Source organism: Sphingomonas sp. CV7422 (genome assembly GCF_027945725.1).
Taxonomy (GTDB): Bacteria; Pseudomonadota; Alphaproteobacteria; order Sphingomonadales; family Sphingomonadaceae; genus Sphingomonas; species Sphingomonas kyungheensis.
Genome location: NZ_CP115900.1, coordinates 3,107,286 through 3,122,899, shown reverse-complemented (window position 1 = coordinate 3,122,899; position 15,614 = coordinate 3,107,286). Strand labels below are relative to the sequence as shown.

At 69.9% G+C, this 15,614-nt stretch carries 14 protein-coding genes and 1 tRNA gene; 4 read left to right on the top strand and 11 right to left on the bottom strand.

Annotated features, from left to right (window positions below):
- Positions 1-7: 7 nt before the first annotated feature.
- Positions 8-2,083 (bottom strand): phosphocholine-specific phospholipase C, encoded by a 2,076-nt coding sequence (locus tag PBN85_RS14775; protein ID WP_271299477.1) that lies wholly within the window; start codon positions 2,081-2,083, stop codon positions 8-10.
- 99 nt (positions 2,084-2,182) lie between these two features.
- Positions 2,183-2,259, bottom strand: a tRNA-Arg gene (locus PBN85_RS14770).
- A 58-nt stretch (positions 2,260-2,317) separates the two neighbouring features.
- Here PBN85_RS14770 and PBN85_RS14765 point away from each other — a divergent pair.
- Positions 2,318-3,058, top strand: coding sequence for a queuosine precursor transporter (locus PBN85_RS14765; RefSeq protein ID WP_271299476.1), 741 nt, complete (start codon positions 2,318-2,320; stop codon positions 3,056-3,058).
- A 471-nt stretch (positions 3,059-3,529) separates the two neighbouring features.
- On the opposite strand, the gene purQ is transcribed toward PBN85_RS14765, so the two are convergent.
- From purQ to PBN85_RS14745, 4 genes are all read right to left on the bottom strand, one after another.
- A complete protein-coding gene (purQ, locus tag PBN85_RS14760; RefSeq protein WP_037534119.1) occupies positions 3,530-4,198 on the bottom strand; it encodes a phosphoribosylformylglycinamidine synthase subunit PurQ in 669 nt (222 codons plus the stop codon).
- 1 nt (position 4,199) lies between these two features.
- Positions 4,200-4,430, bottom strand: coding sequence for a phosphoribosylformylglycinamidine synthase subunit PurS (purS, locus tag PBN85_RS14755; protein WP_037534118.1), 231 nt, complete (start codon positions 4,428-4,430; stop codon positions 4,200-4,202).
- Positions 4,431-4,447: 17 nt separating this feature from the next.
- A complete protein-coding gene (gene purC, locus PBN85_RS14750; protein WP_037534116.1) occupies positions 4,448-5,227 on the bottom strand; it encodes a phosphoribosylaminoimidazolesuccinocarboxamide synthase in 780 nt (259 codons plus the stop codon).
- 108 nt (positions 5,228-5,335) lie between these two features.
- Positions 5,336-6,169 (bottom strand): hypothetical protein, encoded by an 834-nt coding sequence (locus tag PBN85_RS14745; protein ID WP_271299475.1) that lies wholly within the window; start codon positions 6,167-6,169, stop codon positions 5,336-5,338.
- Positions 6,170-6,291: 122 nt separating this feature from the next.
- Here PBN85_RS14745 and PBN85_RS14740 point away from each other — a divergent pair, with 122 nt between their 5' ends.
- Positions 6,292-7,014, top strand: coding sequence for a DUF2490 domain-containing protein (locus PBN85_RS14740; protein ID WP_271299474.1), 723 nt, complete (start codon positions 6,292-6,294; stop codon positions 7,012-7,014).
- 13 nt (positions 7,015-7,027) lie between these two features.
- Here PBN85_RS14740 and kynU read toward each other — a convergent pair whose 3' ends face one another.
- Both kynU and PBN85_RS14730 read right to left on the bottom strand, forming a co-directional pair.
- Complete coding sequence (gene kynU, locus PBN85_RS14735) at positions 7,028-8,242, bottom strand: kynureninase (RefSeq protein WP_271299473.1); 1,215 nt, start codon at positions 8,240-8,242, stop codon at positions 7,028-7,030.
- Positions 8,242-9,066 (bottom strand): alpha/beta hydrolase family protein, encoded by an 825-nt coding sequence (locus tag PBN85_RS14730; protein ID WP_271299472.1) that lies wholly within the window; start codon positions 9,064-9,066, stop codon positions 8,242-8,244. Before PBN85_RS14730 ends, kynU begins: the two co-directional genes overlap by 1 nt.
- 128 nt (positions 9,067-9,194) lie before the next feature.
- Between PBN85_RS14730 and parC the strand changes: the two genes are divergently transcribed.
- Together parC and PBN85_RS14720 are read left to right on the top strand one after the other, a co-directional pair.
- Complete coding sequence (gene parC / locus PBN85_RS14725) at positions 9,195-11,462, top strand: DNA topoisomerase IV subunit A (RefSeq protein WP_271299471.1); 2,268 nt, start codon at positions 9,195-9,197, stop codon at positions 11,460-11,462.
- A 92-nt stretch (positions 11,463-11,554) separates the two neighbouring features.
- The gene (locus PBN85_RS14720) at positions 11,555-13,240 is read left to right on the top strand and encodes a putative bifunctional diguanylate cyclase/phosphodiesterase (protein ID WP_037534107.1); all 1,686 of its coding nucleotides are present in this window, start codon (positions 11,555-11,557) and stop codon (positions 13,238-13,240) included.
- On the opposite strand, the gene PBN85_RS14715 is transcribed toward PBN85_RS14720, so the two are convergent.
- From PBN85_RS14715 to PBN85_RS14705, 3 genes are read right to left on the bottom strand one after another with little or no spacing between them, the layout of a single operon-like run.
- Positions 13,165-14,379, bottom strand: coding sequence for a CCA tRNA nucleotidyltransferase (locus PBN85_RS14715; RefSeq protein ID WP_271299470.1), 1,215 nt, complete (start codon positions 14,377-14,379; stop codon positions 13,165-13,167). The two genes, PBN85_RS14720 and PBN85_RS14715, sit on opposite strands and share 76 nt — an antisense overlap.
- Positions 14,373-14,966 carry a CoA pyrophosphatase gene (locus PBN85_RS14710; protein WP_271299469.1) on the bottom strand — a complete coding sequence of 198 codons (594 nt, stop codon included), beginning with the start codon at positions 14,964-14,966 and terminating at the stop codon, positions 14,373-14,375. The genes PBN85_RS14715 and PBN85_RS14710 overlap by 7 nt, the downstream gene beginning before the upstream one ends.
- Entirely contained in the window at positions 14,963-15,520 is a 558-nt protein-coding gene (locus PBN85_RS14705; RefSeq protein WP_271300907.1) for a DUF1285 domain-containing protein, read from the bottom strand. The genes PBN85_RS14710 and PBN85_RS14705 overlap by 4 nt, the downstream gene beginning before the upstream one ends.
- Positions 15,521-15,614 lie beyond the last annotated feature (94 nt).

The window sequence follows — 15,614 nt, the reverse complement described above, 5'->3', positions numbered from 1 at the left end:
TCGGCGGCTAGGCGGCCGCAACCCGCAGCGCGCCGGCACCGCCGAGCGCAGGGTCGGAATAGCCGCCCGCGCCGCTCTGGCCGGCGATCCGCCAGACCTGCCCGTCTGCGGCGAAGCGGCGATCATACCAGCCGTGGCTGGCGGTCAGATCGAGCGTCAGCCGCTGCGCGCCCCGCGCCGGCAGGGTGATCGCGCGCGGCGGCGCGCCATAGGCCGCATCCTGCATGTCGATCGTCTGTACGCTGTCGCTGTGGTTGGCGAGCGTCAGCGTCTCGCCGGTGATCGCGACCGAGAAGATGCCGGCGCGCCCGGCGAGGCGGCGGTGGAAGCCATCCGGTCCGATCACGAACAGATCGAGCGCCGCGCCGTCCGGCGGCAGCGGATGCGCGGCGCTGCTGCCCGCGGCGACGGTGTAGCGGGCCGGTAGCCGCGCGGCGTCCGCCGCGTCATAGACGTGGAAGACCACCGCCCGCGCCGCCGAGCGGTTGATCAGCCGCAGCGTCTGCGCCGTCACCTCCGCATCGAGCCGATAGGGCGTGGTGCGGCGCGGGCGGACGCCGGGCTCCTGCACCGGCACCTCGGGCGTGTCGGGCAGCGGCGGCGGCACCTCCTTCAACTGCGCGGCGCGGGCCGCGGCGGCGGCGGTGGCGGGCAGCGTCGCCATGAAGCGCGTCACGTCGGGCGCGGTGAAGTCGAAACAGCTGGTCAGATCGCCGCACACCGCGCGCCGCCACGCGCTGATATTGGGCTCACGCACGCCGAACCGCGCCTCGAGGAAGCGAAGGATGCTGGTATGGTCGAACACTTCGGAGGCGACGAAGCCGCCCTTGCTCCACGGCGAGACGACGTAGAGCGGCACGCGCATGCCGAGGCCATAGGGGCGATTCCGATAGGCGGCGTCGGCCGGGGCCTGCGGCAGGCGGTGATATTCGTCGTCGGCGGCGATGTCGCTGCCGCCGATCGCCCGGCCGTCGATCCGCGCGGGCGGCGCGGGCGGCGGCATATGATCGAACAGGCCGTCATTCTCGTCGAAGTTGATCAGCAGCACGGTGCGCGCCCAGACATCGGCATCGGCGGTGAGCGCCGCCAGCACCTGTGCGACATAGTCGCCGCCCTGCAACGGCGTCGACGCGCCGGGATGTTCGGACAGCGCCGCCGGTGCGATCACCCATGATACCTGCGGCAGCCGCCTGGCGAGCACATCGCCGCGCAGATCGTCGAGCGAGCGCGTCGTCACCGTCCGCCGCGCCAGCAGCGCATCGGCCGGGCTCGTGCCGGTGCCGCCTGCGGCATCGCGATAGCGGCGGAAGCCGACCAGCGGGTTGTCGGAGAAATTGTCCGCCATGTCCTGATAGATCTGGAAGCCGATCCCGGCGGCGAGCAGCCGTTCGGGATAGGTCGTCCAGCGATAGCCGCCATGGCCGTAGGGATCGGCGGCGAGCGTGTCATATTCGTTGTCGATCACCGGCCCATGGCCGCGCCCCTCGGGATCGTGCGTCCCGGTCCAGACGAACAGCCGGTTGGGGTTGGTGCACAGGTGCATCGCGCAATGATAGGCATCGCACAGCGTGAACGCCTCGGCGAGCGCATATTGGAAGGGCAGGTCGGCGCGGGTAAAATGCGCCATGGCGTGGTTGTGCTTGGCCTGCGTCCACGCCCCCATCCGGCCATTGTCCCATGCCGCCTGGCTGTCGGTGAAGCCGTGCGGCGTGCCGAGCGGCCGGTAGAGGCGGAAATCGGTCGTCGTATCGAGGCGGAAGGGGGCGATCAGCGCCGGCGCGGCGCCATCCTGTTCGTTCGGCTGGAGCAGCACGGTGCGCTTCGGCGCGGCGGCCAGCGGCGGCGCGGGCACGACGAAGCGGTCACCGAAGCCGCGCACGCCGCGCATCGTCCCGAAATAATGGTCGAAGGCGCGGTTCTCCTGGGTGAGGACGACGACATGCTCGACATCGCCGATGCTGCCGAAGCGATGCTGGCCGGGCAGTTCGAGCGCCCGCGCGATCGCCGACGTCGATGCGGCGGCGGCACCGGCGCTCGCCAGCATTGCGCGGATGAAGCTGCGGCGGTCCTGAGTCGGCGGCATGACGCTGCGCTACACGCGCTATGTAACATGGGGATGACGGGGCGGGGAGGCGGCTGCCGGCCGGACCGGCGCGCCGGTTATCGCGCTACGCCGGAGCCTTGGCGCGCCCGGCTGGATTCGAACCAGCGGCCACAAGCTTAGAAGGCTCGTGCTCTATCCATCTGAGCTACGGGCGCGCGCCGGCGTCCGATTAGCGCGCTTTGCGCGATACGGGAACCGCCATATAACGGCGCGATGAGCGAGCGGACGGGAGCGGCGGTCGAGGCGGCGGCGATGCGCGGGCAGGCGTTCCGCTACTATGATTTCGTCATGGCGGCGTTCGTCGCCATCCTGTTGCTGTCCAACGTGATCGGCGCGGGCAAGGTCGCGCAGATCGTGCTGCCCGGCATCGGCCCATGGCCGTTCGGCGCGGGCATCCTGTTCTTCCCGGTCAGTTATGTGATCGGCGACGTGCTCACCGAAGTCTATGGCTATGCGCGGGCGCGCCGGGTGATCTGGGCCGGCACCGCCGCGGTGGTGTTCATGGCCTTCATGAGCTGGGTGGTCGTCGCGTTGCCGCCGGCGCCGAGCTGGGGCAATCAGGCGGCCTATGCGACGATCTTCGGCCAGGTGCCGCGCATCGTCCTCGCCAGCGTCTGCGCCTTCTGGGCGGGCGAGTTCGTCAATTCCTACGTCATGGCGCGGATGAAGGTGTGGAGCGGCGGCCGGCATCTGTGGATGCGGACGATCGGCTCGACGATCCTCGGCGAGGGCGTCGACAGCCTGATCTTCTACCCGCTCGCCTTCCTCGGCGCCGCCGGGTTTACGCCGGCGCTGGTGGTGACGGTGATGCTGACGCAATGGGCGCTCAAGGTGGCGTGGGAGGTGATCCTGACGCCGCTGACCTATGTCGTCGTCGGCGCGCTGAAACGCGCCGAGGGCGTCGATATCTATGACCGGGGGACGGACTTCACGCCGTTCCGCACCGGGGTGTGATCGCGCGGCGGTCCCGACATGGACAGTTTGGACACCTTGACGGAAACGATCGGGCCCTATCGTTTCGATTTCGGGGATGATGGATCGAGGGTGCGAAAGAGCCGGCGGCGGGTATAGCGGGTGCGGGGCGTGTAGGACAGCGTCGCGAGGTCGATAGCCCGGTGCCACGCCGTCGTTCGGCATGGCTCGCGCCAAGGCTTTGAACTGCGGAGATTTATTCGCGCAGAGGCGCAGAGGCGGTCCCGCTTGCCACGCATGCGTGCGGTTCAACGGACCCGAGGATGACAGGACCACGATCGACCGACACGCGACCTCTCTGCGTCCTCCGCGCCTCTGCGCACAACCAATGAGATCGCGTCTACCGGTCGGGCCGTATCGTAAGCCTTTGCGCTCGCCGCCAAGTGGACCCCGGAACCGGTCCCGGGTGGCGGGGCGCACGGGACAGGCGGGGGGGCACCACCGGCGGCGCGCTTATGCCCCGATCGTCTCGAGCACGCCTTCGAACAGGCGGCGGCCGTCGCTGCCGCCGTGCGCCGCCTCGATCTTGCGTTCCGGGTGCGGCATCATGCCGAGCACGTTGCCGGCGGCGTTGAGCACGCCGGCGATGTCGCGCGCCGAGCCGTTGACCGATTCGCCATAGCGGAAGGCGACGCGGCCTTCGCCTTCGAGCCGGTCGAGCGTCTCGGCGTCGGCGAAGTAATTGCCGTCGTGATGCGCGACGGGGACGCGGATCGTCTCGCCCGCGTCATAGCGGCTGGTGAAGGCGGTCTGCGCATTGGCGACGGTGAGCGCGACGTCGCGGCAGACGAAGTCGAGCCCGGCGTTGCGCATCAGCGCGCCGGGCAGCAGCCCCGCCTCGGTCAGCACCTGGAAGCCGTTGCACACGCCGAGCACCGGCAATCCGCGCCCCGCCTGCTCGACGATCGCGCGCATGATCGGCGAGCGCGCCGCGATCGCGCCCGAGCGCAGGTAATCGCCATAGGAGAAGCCGCCGGGCACCGCGACGAGGCCGATACCGTCGGGCAGGTCGCTGTCGCCGTGCCAGACCATCGTCGGCGCGACGCCGGTGACGGTCTCCAGCGCCACCGCGAGGTCGCGGTCGCAATTGGAGCCGGGGAAGACGACGACCGCGGTTTTCATCTCAGACGCGCTCCACGCGATAGTTTTCGATCACCGTATTGGCGAGCAGCTGGCGGCACATGCCGTCGATCGCCGCATCGTCGGTCGCATCGGCGACCTCGAGCTCGAACATCTTGCCGGCGCGGACGTCCTCGACGCCTGCGAAGCCGAGGCTGCCGAGCGCATGATGGATGGCGCGGCCCTGGGGATCGAGCACGCCGGGCTTGAGCGTCACGAAGATACGCAGTTTCATCTTACTTTCCCCAGCCGTTACTTGCCACGCCGCTTGCGATGGCTGTCAAGGTCGAGCACCGCGCCGTCCTCGCCCTCGGGCAGCAGGCCGAGCCGGCGCGCGACCTCCTGATAGGCCTCCGCCTCGCCGCCGAGATCGCGGCGGAAGCGGTCCTTGTCCATCTTCTCGTTGGTGTCGATGTCCCACAGCCGGCAGCCGTCGGGGCTGATCTCGTCGGCGAGGATGATCCGGCCGAAGTCATTATCCCAGATGCGGCCGAATTCGAGCTTGAAGTCGACCAGGCGGATGCCGACGCCGGCGAACAGGCCGCTGAGGAAGTCGTTCACGCGGATCGCGAGGTCGGCGATGTCGTGCATCTCCTCCTGGCTCGCCCAGCCGAAGGCGGCGATATGCTCGTCGGTGATCATCGGATCGCCGAGCGCATCGTCCTTGTAATAATATTCGATGATCGTGCGGGGCAGCTTGACGCCCTCCTCGATCCCGAGCCGCTTCGACAGCGAGCCGGCGGCGACGTTGCGCACGACGACCTCGATCGGCACGATCTCGACCTGGCGGATCAGCTGCTCGCGCATGTTGAGCCGGCGGATGAAGTGCGTCGGCACCCCGATCGCGTCGAGCATCGTGAAGATATGCTCGCTGATCCGGTTGTTGAGCACGCCCTTGCCGTTGATCGTGCCCTTTTTCTGGGCGTTGAACGCGGTGGCGTCGTCCTTGAAATACTGGATCAGCGTGCCGGGCTCGGGACCCTCGTACAGGATCTTGGCCTTGCCTTCGTAGATCTGGCGGCGCCGAGCCATGCGCGTGTCCCCTGAAATAGAGCAGCCCCGGCGGCGCGAGGGTTCGCGCGCCGGGGCCGGAATGGCGCGCCTATAAGGGACTGGGGGCGGAGGCGCAATCGGCAGGGATCATGCGGGTTCGTCGGTGCGCGCCCGCATCGTCGCGGCGATCCTGCGCCACAGCGGCGCGCCGAGCCAAAGCCACAGCCACGCGACGACGGCGAGGGAAAGCAAAGGCGGTCCGAGCATCGCCACCAGCCATGTTATCGCGGTGACGGTCGCCGTCGCGGATGCGATCGCGGTATCGCCGGAGTCGCGCAGGCTGTTGAGCAAGCCGCTGCCGCGTCCCGTCTCATAGTGGAATGCGACCGGGGCGGTGGCGATGCTCGCGGCGCTTTGTGTCTGCGTCGCGGCGGCGGTTCGCGCGGCTTGCGTCTCAGCGGCGCGCTGGCTCTGTAGCTCAGCGCGTTCGGCCGGCGGCAGGTCAGGGCGGGCGAGCTGCCGATCGATGCGGCTGAGCTCGACGGTCGCATCGTCCGACTGGCGCGTCGCTGCCGTTTGCAGGGGCGTGACATCGTCGCCACCGATATGCGCGCCGGTGAGCGTCGCGCCGGCCTGTTCGGCTGCCGTCACCGCCTCCCGCGCAAAGCGTCGCGCGATCGGGGCGGCGACGCGGACCGACAGGTCCGCCGACACCGTACCGGCGCGATCGACCGTATAGCCGAGCCCGGTGATCCGGCAGCGCCCCGACCCCAGCGCCTCGCAGGCGGCGGCATGTGCCTCCTGCACCGTCGCGATGCTGCGGGCCGGCAACGTCAGTCCGTAGGAATAGGTAAAGGCCAGTCCGGCGGTGGCGGCACCGTTGCCGACATCGGGGCCGCCGTCACCGCCGCCGCCCGGCGCCTTGCTGCATCCCGTCAGCGCGAGCGCGAGGATGCCGATCCCGGCGATTGCAAGACGCATGACGGTCCCCATCCCAATGGCCTTATATCCATCATCCAGATAGGAGATGCCGTCAAGTCAGGTCGTTGCAGACAAGAAACGATCGCATGACATCAGTCACTTGCCCCGGTATCGCCGGCCTCGTGGCCCGACTTTCCTACCTTATGGTCGCGACGCGACTCGTCGGCAGCCTATGCGTCGCATCACCCCTCGCCGGTCTCGCCAGCCCCGCATCCGCGCAGCAGCAGGACGCGCAGCTGTGGACGCAGATCAACACCAACGTGCCGCTCACCGACGACATGCGGGTGACGCTGGAGCAGATCGCACGGTTCAGCGACCGGCAGGACGGGCTGTATCAGACCGAGTTCGGCGCGCTGCTCGGCCTCAGGGCGGCGCGGGGGATCGAGTTCGGCGTCGGCTATCGCAAGGTCGGCGCGCATAACGGCAATACCAGCGCCGACGAGGATCGCATCCGCCAGCAGGTCGCCGGCACGTTCGGCGCCATCGCCACCCGCTTCCGGGTCGACGAGCGGTTCAATCCGCGCGGATCGCAGGTCGGCGTGAGGATCCGGCCGCTGGTCCGCTACAACCAGCGGCTGGGAACGGGTCGCTGGGCGGTGTTCGTCAGCCACGAAAGCTTTTACCTCCCGAACAGCACGCGCTGGGGGCAGCGCGCCGGCTATGAGCGGATGCGCAACATCTTCGGGCTGGTCGTGCCGATCGGCAAGATGATGACGGCGGATGTCGGCTATCTCAACCAGTTCCGGCCGGCGCGCGGCGGCGCGCGGGGGCAGATGGATCATGCGCTGACGCTGCAGCTGACGATCAATCTGCAAGGACAGATCTTCCCCCACCTCGACGATTGAGGCGGGCGCGGCGTCACGTCACCGCGTTGCGCGTCGCATAGGCGGGATCGCGCCACGCCTCGTCGGCGATGACCTCTTGCAGCAGTGCGCCGGCGCGCCAGACGTCCTCATGGCTGAGGTAGAGCGGCGTCAGTCCGAGCCGCAGGACGTCGGGGGCGCGGAAGTCGCCGATCACGCCGCGCGCGATCAGCGCCTGCGTCACCGCATAGGCGTGACGGTGGCGGAAGCTGATATGGCTGCCGCGCTGCGCCGGATCGGCGGGGCTGACGCAGGCGAGGCCGGCGGCGGCGCCCGCCTCGGCAAGGATCGCGAACAGCGCGGCGCTCTTGGCGGCGATCTGCGCCATGTCGATGTCGCTCCACAGGTCGAGCGCCGCCTCGAGGCTCGCCATCGCGAGGATCGACGGCGTGCCGACCAGCCAGCGGCGCATGCCCTCCGCCGGGCGATAGCCGTCGGTGAAGGCGAAGGGCTCGGCATGGCCCATCCAGCCGCTCACCGGATTGGCGAGCGCCGCCTGCCACTGGCGCGCGACGTAGAGGAAGGCCGGCGCACCGGGACCGCCGTTGAGATATTTATAGGTGCAGCCGACCGCGAGATCGGCCCCCGCCGCGGCGAGGTCGATCGGCACCGCGCCGACGCTGTGGCTGAGGTCCCACAGCATCAGCGCACCGGCGGCATGCGCGCGCGCGCTCCAGTCGGCGAGGTCGAAGCGCTCGGCGGTCTTGTAATGGACGTGGGTGAGCAGCAGCACCGCGGTGTCCTCGCCCAGCGCCGCGGCGAGCCGGTCGCGCGCCACCACCTTGAGCGTCGCGCCCGGGACGCAGCCGACCGCGCCCTCGGCGATATGCAGGTCGGTGGGGAAATTGCCCGCTTCGCTGACGATGGTGCGCCGCGCCGGATCGTGGCGGAGCGCGGCGACGAGCGCCTTGAACAGATGCGTCGAGGTGGTGTCGCCGACGATCACCTCGTCCGCCGCGGCGCCGATCAGCGGCGCGATCTTGGCGCCGAGCCGCTGCGGCGCCTCGATCCAGCCCTCGTTCCAGCTGCGGATCAGCCGCTCGCCCCATTGCCGCGTCACCGTATCGGCAAGCGCGGGCGTGACCGCGCGCGGCAGCACGCCGAGCGAGTTGCCGTCGAGGTAGATCACCCCCTCGGGCAAGGCGAACCGGTCGCGGAAGGCGGCGAGGGGATCGCTGCGGTCGAGGGCACGGGCATCGTCGCGGGTCATCAGCGGTCTCGTTCGACGGCGGCGACGACCAGCGCACGCGCGTGCGTCCAGGCGGCGGTGCCGGGGGTGATCAGTTCGACATGGCCGGTGTCGGCGACAGTGTGGAGCCGGGCGTCGTCGCCGGCCGCCTGCGCCTGCGCGACATAGGCCTCGCCGAGCCGGAGGGGGACGATCCGGTCCTCGCGGCCGTTGACCAGATGCTGCACCGCGTCGATCGGCAGCAGCGGCGGCAGCGAGGTATCGGCATAAGGCGAGGGCCGGCTCGGGTCGACGAGGCGGGCGATCACCTCGGTGCCGCAGCCATTGTCGGGGCTGGCGGCGACCGCGGCGAGATCGGGCAGGCCGCCGAGGCAGATCACCGTGCCGATCGCGAGCGGGGCCGGGCGGTGCAGCGGGCTGTCGGGGCTCAGCCGGTGGCGCGCGGCGAGCCACAAGGCGAGATGCCCGCCCGCGGAATGGCCGATGGCGATGCCGCCGCGGAGGTCGAGCGCGAAGTCGGCGGCCGCGTCACGCAGCCGGTCGGCGGCGGCGGCGACGTCGCGGAAGGTGCCGGGATAGCCGCCGCCGGCACGATCGACGCCGCGATAGTCGATGTTCCACACCGCGATGCCGGCGGCGCGCAGGTTCGCCGCCGCCCAGTCCATCAACCGGCGATCGGCGATGCTCGTCTGCCAGCAGCCGCCATGCACCATCACCACCACCGGATGCGGCCCGTCCCCCGCCGGCCGCCACAGGTCGGCGACCTGCAAGGGGTCGTCGCCATAAGCGACCGTCGCATCGGGCGCCCCGCGCGCGCGGCTGGTAAGATCGGGCCAGGTCAGCATGATCCGACGCTAGCCGAGGGGAAAGGCCGACGCCATCGCTACGCCGCCGGCACCGCCGATTACGCCGATCGCGCCGACCCGGCGCGCCCGTTGCCGTTTGCGGCCCCGCCCAGTAGAACGTTCCCGATATGGCCACCGACTTTCAGGAACCCCCGATCGGCATCCTCGACGCGCCGTTCGATACCGCGCTGTCCGATCGCTATCTCGTCTATGCGCTGTCGACGATCACCGCGCGCTCGCTGCCCGACGTGCGCGACGGGCTGAAGCCGGTGCACAGGCGGCTGCTGTGGGCGATGCGGCTGCTCAAGCTCGATCCCAATCAGGGCTATAAGAAGTGCGCGCGCGTCGTCGGCGACGTCATCGGCAAATATCATCCGCACGGCGACCAGTCGGTCTACGACGCGATGGTCCGGCTCGCGCAGACCTTCTCGCTGCGCTACCCGCTGGTCGACGGTCAGGGCAATTTCGGCAATATCGACGGCGATAACGCCGCCGCCTATCGCTATACCGAGGCGCGGCTGACGCAGGTCGCGATCGACGTGATGGACGGGCTCGACGAGGATGCCGTCGCCTATCGCCCGACCTATAACGGCGAGGAGCAGGAGCCCGAGCTGTTCCCGGGCCTGTTCCCCAACCTGCTCGCCAATGGCGCGGCGGGGATCGCGGTCGGCATGGCGACGAGCATCCCGCCGCACAATGCCGCCGAGCTGCTCGACGCGGCGATGATGCTGGTCGACAAGCCGGATGCGCCCGACGCCGCGGTGCTCGACTTCGTCAGGGGCCCCGACCTGCCGACCGGCGGGTTGATCGTCGATCCCGCCGCGGTGATCGCGGAAAGCTATGCGACGGGGCGTGGCGCGTTCCGCGTCCGCGCGCGCTGGGAGATCGAGCGCGAGAAGGGCGGCGGCTGGCATGCCGTCGTCACCGAAATCCCCTATGGCGTGCAGAAGGGCAAGCTGATCGAGCAGATCGCCGGCCTGATCAACGACAAGAAATTCCCGATCCTCGCCGACGTGCGCGACGAATCGGATGCCGAGATCCGCATCGTCCTCGAACCGCGCAGCCGCACCGTCGATGCGCAGGTGCTGATGGACGGGCTGTTCCGCTTCTCCGATCTCGAAACGCGGATCAGCCTCAACCTCAACGTGCTCGACAAGGACCGCACGCCGCGGGTGATGTCGCTCGGCGGCGCGCTCAAGGCGTGGGTCGAGCATCAATTCGTCGTGCTGGAGCGGCGCACCCGCCACCGGCTCGGCAAGATCGCCGACCGGATCGAGCTGCTCGACGGCTATCTGATCGCCTATCTCAACCTCGACCGGGTGATCGAGATCATCCGCACCGAGGATGAGCCCAAGGCGGTGATGATGGCGGAATTCCGCCTCACCGACCGGCAGGCGGAGGCGATCCTCAACATGCGGCTGCGCTCGTTGCGCCGGCTCGAGGAGTTCGAGATCCGCGGCGAACGCGACAAGCTCGACAAGGAACAGGCCGAATTGCAGGCGCTGCTCGCCGATCCCGCCAAGCAGAAGCGGCGGATGAAGCGCGACATGAAGAAGGTGCGCGACCGTTATGGCGCGGAGACGCCGCTCGGCGCGCGCCGCACGACGATCGAGGAAGCCGCGCCGACCCGCGACATCCCGCTGGAAGCGATGATCGAGCGCGAGCCGATCACCGTGATCCTGTCGCAGCGCGGCTGGATCCGCGCGATGAAGGGGCATGGTGACCTGTCCCCAAAAGAAGCAGGGGGGGCGGAGACGCTCAAGTTCAAGGAAGGCGACGGCCCCGCCTTCGCCTTTCACGCGCAGACCACCGACAAATTGCTCCTCGCCGCGGAGAACGGGCGTTTCTTCACGCTGGCGGCGGACAAATTGCCGGGCGGGCGCGGCTTCGGTGAGCCGGTGCGCGCGATGATCGACCTCGACGGCGCGATCGGCATCGTCGCCTTCCTCAACGCGCGTGCGCAGGAGCAATTGCTGATCGCCGCCACCGACGGCCGCGGCTTCCGCGTCGCCGTGTCCGAGGTGATCGCCGAGACGCGCAAGGGCAAGACGGTGATGACGCCGCGCCCCGGCGCCAAACTGCTCGTCGTCCGTCCGGTCGCGCCGGAGGCCGATTATGTCGCGGCGATCGGCGACAACCGCAAATTGCTCGTCTTCCCGATCGCCGAGCTGCCGGTAATGACGCGCGGCACCGGCGTGCAGCTGCAACGCTTCCGCGAAGGCCATCTGTCGGACGCGACCACCTTCGTCTTCGCCGAGGGACTGAGCTGGCCGATGGGCGGCGGCTCGGGCCGCACCCGCACCGAGACCGACCTGTCGCTGTGGCGCACCGCGCGCGGCGCAGCGGGGCGCACGCCGCCGACCGGCTTCCCGCGGGACAACCGCTTCGGGGGGTAATTTATCGCTCGCCGGTGCGCGCGGCCGCGATTCCACCCAAGATGAACGTATACTTTCAGGCGGCTTTAACGAACGGCGTCTACAAAGAAGGCATGGCCACCGCTTCGCCAGACCTGTCAGCCATACCGCGCGATGCGGCGGAGCTGTTCGAGCGCGATCTCGAGCTGATCCCGATCCCGACGGTGCAGGTCGGGCGCGAGGGGGGCGGCTTCACCTTTCTGGCGATCAATCGCGCCTATCGGCTCGCCGGGCTGGGGGTGATCGCCGACCGGTCGCCGATGCTCGCGCTGCTCGGCAGCCGCATCGATGCCTTCCTGCGGTCGAGCGACCTGCGCAGCGATTTCGACTGGTCGATCGGGCAGGTGATCGATTCGCGTTATTATCGCGTCACGCTCGCGCGTCCGACCGCCGCGCTGCGCGACCGCTGTCAGATCGCCTTCATCGACCTGACCGCGCAGGTCCATACCGAACGCTCGCTGCGCCGCGAGATGACCACCGACAGCCTGACCGGCCTGCCCAACCGGGAAGGCTTCAGCGACATGATCGAGGCGGTGCAGGCGGAGCGCAGCGGCCATGCGGTGCTGGTCATCGACCTCGATCGCTTCGGCCAGCTCAACGCCTGTCTCGGCGGGCTCGCCGGCGACGAATTGCTGATCACCGTCGCGCGGCGGATCAAGGGCGCGCTGCGCGCCTGCGATTCGCTCGCCCGGATCGGCGGCGACGAATTCGGCATCCTGATGGCGGTCGACAACGACCGGGACGAGGCCAACCGCCTCGCCGAGCGCATCCGCCGCGCGCTGGCGGCGCCGTTCCGGCTGAGCGACTATGAGATCGGCGTCGAATGTTCGATCGGCATCGCTTATGGCGACGATGCGATCGACGATGTCGAGGAGCTGATCCGCAACGCGCAATTCGCGGTCAAGGGCGCCAAGACCGGGCGGCAGGTCGAAAGCTATCAGACGCAGGCCTTCACGCTGGCGCGCGAGCGGTTCGCGATGGAGACGGCGCTGCGCCGCGCGATCGACGACCGCCAGCTGCGGCTCGCCTTTCAGCCGATCTGCGATCTCGCCACCGGTGCGATCGTCTCGTTCGAGGCGCTGGCGCGCTGGCGCGATCCGCAGGGTGTCGAGCATCAGCCGAGCGACTTCATCCCGGTCGCGGAGGAATCGGGGCTGATCGTCCCGCTCGGCCGCTGGGCGATGGACGAGGCGGCGCGGACGCTGCGCTGGTGGGACGAGGAATGCGGCGGCAATTGCGGGATGCGCGTCGCGGTCAATCTGTCGGCGATCCAGCTCCAGCGCGACGACATCACCCCGGTGGTCGAGGCGGCGCTGATCCGCCATGCGCTGAGCGGCGACCGCTTCGTGCTCGAACTGACCGAAAGCGCGATCGTCACCGATCCCGATCGTATCGCCGGCATCATGCACGGGCTGAAGGCGCTCGGCACGACGCTGGCGATGGACGATTTCGGCACCGGCTATTCCAACCTCGCCTATCTCCAGAAGCTGCCGATCGACATCCTCAAGATCGACCGCAGCTTCGTCTCCGGCATGCTCGCCGACCGCGACAAGATCGCGATCGTGCGCGCGGTGCTCAGCCTCGCGCAGGCGCTCGGCATGCGCACCACGGCGGAAGGCGTCGAGAGCAACGAACTGGCGCAGACGCTCGCCGCGCTCGGCTGCACCTTCGGCCAGGGCTATCTTTATGCGCGACCGCTCGAGGCGTCCGACGCGCTGCGCATGATCGTCGCGGCGCGCACCGCCTCGTCGGCGAGCTGAGCGACGCGCGCGGCGTCGGGGAAGCCCTCGGCGATCCAGCACGTCTCGATCTGGCGCAGCACCGCCGCGACCTCCGGCCCCTTGCGTAGGCCGCGCTCGACCAGCGCGCCGCCGCCGATCGGCAGGGCCGGCGGCGTCCAGTCGCGCAGCGGCGCGACGTCGGCGCCGGCGATCAGCAGCCGGTCCTCGGCGCTCGCGAAACCGACGCGATAGGCGAGCGCGCGCGCGCCCTCGTCGCCCGGACCTTGCGTCGCCGCGATCAGCCGCTTGCGATCGGCATTCGACAGCTTGAGCCGCGCGCCGACCGCCTCCGCCGCAGCCGGCGGGATCAGCGTCGCGAGCCGACGGATCGGATCGGGCGCGACACCCGCCGCCGCCTCGCGCGCGGCGAGGTCGGCCAGTGCGCGCACGTCGGTGATCTCGGGCAACACCGCGCGCCAGATGCCGCGCTCGATCATCAGCGCGATCACCGCCACCGCATGGCGGGCGACGAGCAGCTTGAGCAATTCGGCGGCGATCCGCTCGCGCGACAGCGCCATCAGGTCGTTGGCGCGGGCGGTGCAGGCGTCGAGCCCGGCGGCGTCGATCCGCGTCTGATCGGCGTCGCCGAAACGCGCGTGAAAGCGGAAGAAGCGCAGGATGCGCAGGTGATCCTCGGCGATGCGGCGATAGGGATCGCCGATGAACCGGACCCGCCCGGCGGCGAGATCGGCAAGCCCGTCGAAATAATCGACCACCGCGCCGGTCGCCGGATCGGCATAGAGCGCGTTGATCGTGAAATCGCGCCGCGCCGCATCGTCCTGCCAGACGTCGGTGAAGGCGACGACGGCGTGGCGGCCATCGGTGGCGACGTCGTGGCGCAGCGTCGTCACCTCGATCGGTCCGCCCGGCAGCACCGCGGTGACGGTGCCGTGGGCAAGGCCGGTCGGCACCGCGCGGATCGCCGCCGCCTCGAGCCGCGCCAGCACCTCGTCTGGCAGCAACTGGGTCGCCAGGTCGATGTCCGCCGGGTCGAGCCCGAGCAACGTATCGCGCACCACGCCGCCGACCAGCCGCGTCCGCTCCGGCCCTCCGAGCGCGGCGATCAGAGCGGCGAAGCCCTCGCGTGCGGCGATGGCGTCGAGCGCCAGCGTCACCATGCGAGCTGCCGCGACAGATTGACGATCATCGCGGCGGTCGCGCCCCAGATGCGTCGGTCCTGCCAGTGGATCTCATAGTAATGCCGCGTCTGCCCACGCCATTGTGCGCTCGCCGCGAGCTGGTTGGCGGGATCGAGCAGATGGTCGAGCGGTACCTCGAACACGCTGGCGACCTCCGCCTCGCTCGGCACCAGCGGCAGATCGGCGGGCACGGCGGCGAGCACCGGCGTGACGGCATAGCCGGTGATGGTGCGATAGGCGGCGACCGGACCGATCACGGCGACCGCGGCGCGGGGCAGCGCGATCTCCTCCTCCGCCTCGCGCAGCGCTGCGGCGACCGCATCCTCGCCGGGGTCGAGCCGCCCGCCGGGGAAGGCGATCTGACCGGCATGATGGCGCAGCGTCTCGGTGCGCTGGGTCAGCAGCACGCCCGGCCGGTCGCGATCGGTCACCGCGATCAGCACCGCGGCGGGGGTGAGATCGCCGGGCGCGCGGGCGTCGAGTTCGCGGTCGTCGCCGGTGAGCAGCGACGCGTCGCCACCGCGCCCGGCTTGCCAGGCGCGCGCCAGCCGCTCGGCGAGCGTCATGCGGCGGCCAGCGGGAAGAAGGCGCCGGCGCTCCACACGCCGGGCTGTGCGTCGTCACCGGCGAGCGCGCGCTCGGCCAGCTCGTAATAGACCGGCCGCGCGACCAGCGCCTCAAGACCGCCGCGGACGTGGAGATAGGGGCGGGGGCCGTCCTCGCCCTCGACGAAGCGCAGCGGGTGCGCGGCATCGGCGGTGACGAGATCGCCAGTGTTGAGCCGGAAGGCGAGCCGCGCGTCGCGTCCGTCGCCCTCCGCCTTCATCTCGACCGCGACGAACGGCGCGTCCTCGACCGCGATGCTGAGCTTCTCGGCGGGTGTGACGAGGACATAGCCGCCGTCGGGCTCGCGGCGCAGGATGGTCGAGAACAGGCGGACCATCGCGCTGCGGCCGATCGGCGCACCCTGATGATACCAGCTTCCGTCGCGCGCGATGCGCATCTCGCTGTCGCCGCAATGCGCGGGCTGCCATTGCTCGACCGGCGGCAGGCGGCGCTGTTCGGCCAGGGTCGCGATCTCGGCAAGGCTGAGACCGGCGAGATCGGGAAGCTCCTCCATCGGCATCGCGGCGAGGTAGGGACTCGGGCGGCGTGCGTAAAGGCTGGCGGTCGCCGGGACGATGGCGCGCGACGCCGCGAAGCCGCGAAGAGGG

Excerpts from the sequence above, each read along its gene's own strand:
- PBN85_RS14775 (WP_271299477.1), bottom strand. The coding sequence starts at position 2,083 with ATGCCGCCGACTCAGGACCGCCGCAGCTTCATCCGCGCAATGCTGGCG.
- PBN85_RS14765 (WP_271299476.1), top strand. The coding sequence starts at position 2,318 with ATGAGCGAGCGGACGGGAGCGGCGGTCGAGGCGGCGGCGATGCGCGGG.
- purQ (WP_037534119.1), bottom strand. The coding sequence starts at position 4,198 with ATGAAAACCGCGGTCGTCGTCTTCCCCGGCTCCAATTGCGACCGCGAC.
- purS (WP_037534118.1), bottom strand. The coding sequence starts at position 4,430 with ATGAAACTGCGTATCTTCGTGACGCTCAAGCCCGGCGTGCTCGATCCC.
- purC (WP_037534116.1), bottom strand. The coding sequence starts at position 5,227 with ATGGCTCGGCGCCGCCAGATCTACGAAGGCAAGGCCAAGATCCTGTAC.
- PBN85_RS14745 (WP_271299475.1), bottom strand. The coding sequence starts at position 6,169 with ATGCGTCTTGCAATCGCCGGGATCGGCATCCTCGCGCTCGCGCTGACG.
- kynU (WP_271299473.1), bottom strand. The coding sequence starts at position 8,242 with ATGACCCGCGACGATGCCCGTGCCCTCGACCGCAGCGATCCCCTCGCC.
- PBN85_RS14730 (WP_271299472.1), bottom strand. The coding sequence starts at position 9,066 with ATGCTGACCTGGCCCGATCTTACCAGCCGCGCGCGCGGGGCGCCCGAT.
- parC (WP_271299471.1), top strand. The coding sequence starts at position 9,195 with ATGGCCACCGACTTTCAGGAACCCCCGATCGGCATCCTCGACGCGCCG.
- PBN85_RS14720 (WP_037534107.1), top strand. The coding sequence starts at position 11,555 with ATGGCCACCGCTTCGCCAGACCTGTCAGCCATACCGCGCGATGCGGCG.
- PBN85_RS14715 (WP_271299470.1), bottom strand. The coding sequence starts at position 14,379 with ATGGTGACGCTGGCGCTCGACGCCATCGCCGCACGCGAGGGCTTCGCC.
- PBN85_RS14710 (WP_271299469.1), bottom strand. The coding sequence starts at position 14,966 with ATGACGCTCGCCGAGCGGCTGGCGCGCGCCTGGCAAGCCGGGCGCGGT.
- PBN85_RS14705 (WP_271300907.1), bottom strand. The coding sequence starts at position 15,520 with ATGGAGGAGCTTCCCGATCTCGCCGGTCTCAGCCTTGCCGAGATCGCG.